The 3,002-nt window shown below is 46.2% G+C and carries 2 protein-coding genes; both read left to right on the forward strand.

What is annotated here, in order from left to right; genetic code table 11:
* Nucleotides 1–201 (forward strand): Ig-like domain-containing protein (locus tag A3EQ_RS22730; RefSeq protein WP_040369522.1); only part of this gene is annotated, 201 nt, incomplete at its 5' end.
* 644 nt (nucleotides 202–845) lie between these two features.
* Nucleotides 846–3,002: Ig-like domain-containing protein (locus A3EQ_RS21810; RefSeq protein WP_154652884.1), on the forward strand; the 2,157-nt coding region annotated here is incomplete at its 3' end.

The following is a 3,002-nucleotide window of genomic DNA, read 5'->3' on the forward strand; positions in this document are numbered from 1 at the left end:
AAAAAAGTGACCGGGAAAACGGAAAAAGGCGCGACCATTTACATTTATCGCGGCTCGAAGCTCATCGGCAAAGGCGCCGTATCCGCGAAAGGCACCTTCAGCGTCGCCATTTCCGCCCAGAAAAAAGGCACGGTACTGAAAGTGTACGCCATCGATAAAGCAGGAAACCGCAGCGCCGCCCGGACGGTAAAAGTGTATTAGGCGGTGGTGATGCGGTTTCCGCAAGCCTCCGGTCCATGAACGATTATGGGCTGCAGATTCATAACGATCAGGTCCGGGATGAGCGGATCAAATGGACGGCGGGATCTGGCTGCCTCAAGGGAAGCCAACGCCGACGAGGGGTACGCACTCCCTCCTTTCATTCTGAATAACGGAAAACTGGAACCTCATGGGGTTCCAGTTTTTTATGCCGTTGAATATGGCAAAATTTTAATTTTTGAAATGCCGAAAGTTGCGTCCTGAAGCGCAAGAAATTGGGTAATAAAGCGGACGGGAAACGGTTCGTATGGCCAAACCTGAGTCCGTCGAGCGAGACGCAAAAATTTCACAAAGATTTGGAATTAACCGGCTGCGCCGTTTTAAGATCATTCGATTTCTTGCGTGTCGAATCTTCTGGGGTCATGGAAAAGCCGTGGTTATATTTTCTGTCCTATTAAACGCTCAGCAACAGCAAGTTTTCCAAAAAAATGAAAAAAACGATTTTCTTTTCATGAGTTTCGTATAAAATTTTAAGTAAGAATACTAGTTTTCCGAGGGATGCTGGAGAGGGGGATGCTTTTTATAAAGTGAAAACGGTTTCCATATTGACAGTTTCATTGTCGAATTTTCATGTCAGGAGGATTTGAATGAAAAGATTACGAAAAATATTGTCTATAATGTTAGTAAGCCTTCTCGTGTTTTCCCCGCTACCGGCAAAGGGGGAATCCCCGTCTGCCCGTGACGCGGACGTTAAAGTATTGAAGAAGATTGCCGCGACGGATTCCCGCCCGTTAAAGAATCCGTCAAACTTGCAATCGACCTTCGATTATCATGATCCCGCCGAATATCCGCTCGTTTCGCAAGGGCAAAAAATTGCCGATCTGAAAGACCGTTATGGGACGAACCATACATTTACATTAAAAGAGGTTAGAGAAAGTCCATCTTATCCCGATAGTATTGACCTCATCGTCGGGTATGCGTCCGACTTCGCATATACCAAAGAAAGCAAGGTATATTTTGAATTTTTTTACGATATTGGCGGTTATCTTGAATATATCGGACGTACGAGCTTTAACACCGTTGGATATACGAATGTGAATTTGATTTCCACGATCCCCAATGATTATTACACAGATCAGGAATATATTTATGTTCGCTTAGGCATTGTGAATGAAGCAAATCCCGGGTATTATTCGGCCGTCACCACGTTCAAAGTGGAGAATCCCTTAAACGCCGACACCTCTGATGACTATGTGGTCATCAGCAATGAATCGGTAGATGAATGGGATTTTCAATATACGGGTTCTTTTGACTTTCGTATGGACAACTCGAAGATCACCATCGACAAAAACTTAAACCCCGGCGCCTATCGGATGGATGCCGTCCTTCCTTACGATCCGAAAAAAAATAACAGCAAACCGCTGAATAAAAGCACGAACCGGATCACCCGAAGCTATCAAGTCGGCGACAAAAAAGATTTTTGGGTGACCGATTTGATGACGGACGAAGATTATCAGATCGAAGCGGAATTGCTTTACAGCGGGACAAAGGCGAATGTCTGGGTGCATAATAATCAGATTACGAAAAACCAAGCGGAACAATTGGGGAAAGAATTTGACCAAAAAATCTACTCGACGGTCGTCAATCATTTCGGGAAGGAATCCGATGTCGACGGCGACGGGAAAATCAATATCTTATGCTTCGATATTCAAGACGGATTTGCTGGGTACGGGGGCTATGTGGCCGGTTACTTCTATGGGCGGGACTTGCATAATGACCCGTATTCCAATCGATCGGAAATTTTTTACATTGATACCTATCCCACGATGGGCATGAGCGGTACGAAGGATGTGACGAAGGCTTATTCCACCCTCGCCCATGAGTTCCAACATATGGTCAATTACAATCAGAATGTGCTCATCGAGGGCAATTATCTGGGCATGGATACTTGGTTGAACGAAGCCTTGTCCATGGCCGCCGAACAGATTTATTTAGGAAAGGTTTTGAGCGACCGGATCGACTATTACAATGTCTCCGAATCCATTCGGGAAGGGCATTCCCTGTTGTTTTGGGACAGCTATGGCGACGTCTTGGCCAACTATTCCTTGTCCTATTTGTTCGGCCAATATATTAAATTGCAGGCGGGACAAGGAAACGCCATTTTTAAAGAAATCATTCAGGATCCGAATGAAGATTATCGGGCAGTCGAAAGCGTCATCAAGAAATATATTGATCCGTCATTAACCTTCGGAAAAATGATGACGAACTTTCGCGTCGCCCTGTTGAAAAAAGAACCGACGGGTTTGTACGGTTTTAAAGGGGCCCCCGGTTTTGACCGCATTGAGCCGAGGATTTATACTGGCGGTCCGACTTATTTGTTCGGCGGCGGCGCAATTGTGAAAAAAATTAATATGGACAATTTTACAGAACCTGCCGATAAAGGCGAGCAGGTCACGTACACGTATGTCCGCGGCGATGAAATTAGCATCCCGAAGGTCAGCCTGAGCGTCGATGAGGTTTCCGATCAGGATACGGTTGTCAAAGGGACGACGGTGCCGTGGGCGAGTGTATATGTGGAAAAAGATTCCTACTGGATCGGTTTTGGGATCGCTGACAGCTGGGGGAATTTCTCGGTTTCGATCCCGAAACAGAATGCTGGGACCGTATTAACGGTTTATGCGGAAGACAGTTCCGGGAACAGAAGTGAAAAAGTGAAGGTCACCGTCGTTGACAAGACCCCTCCGGCGAAACCGACGGTAAATCCCGTCGGGGATAATGCCACGCAAGTGACGGGGAAAACGGAA

It is taken from the genome of Caldibacillus debilis DSM 16016, assembly GCF_000383875.1.
In the GTDB taxonomy this organism is placed as follows: Bacteria; Bacillota; Bacilli; order Bacillales; family Caldibacillaceae; genus Caldibacillus; species Caldibacillus debilis.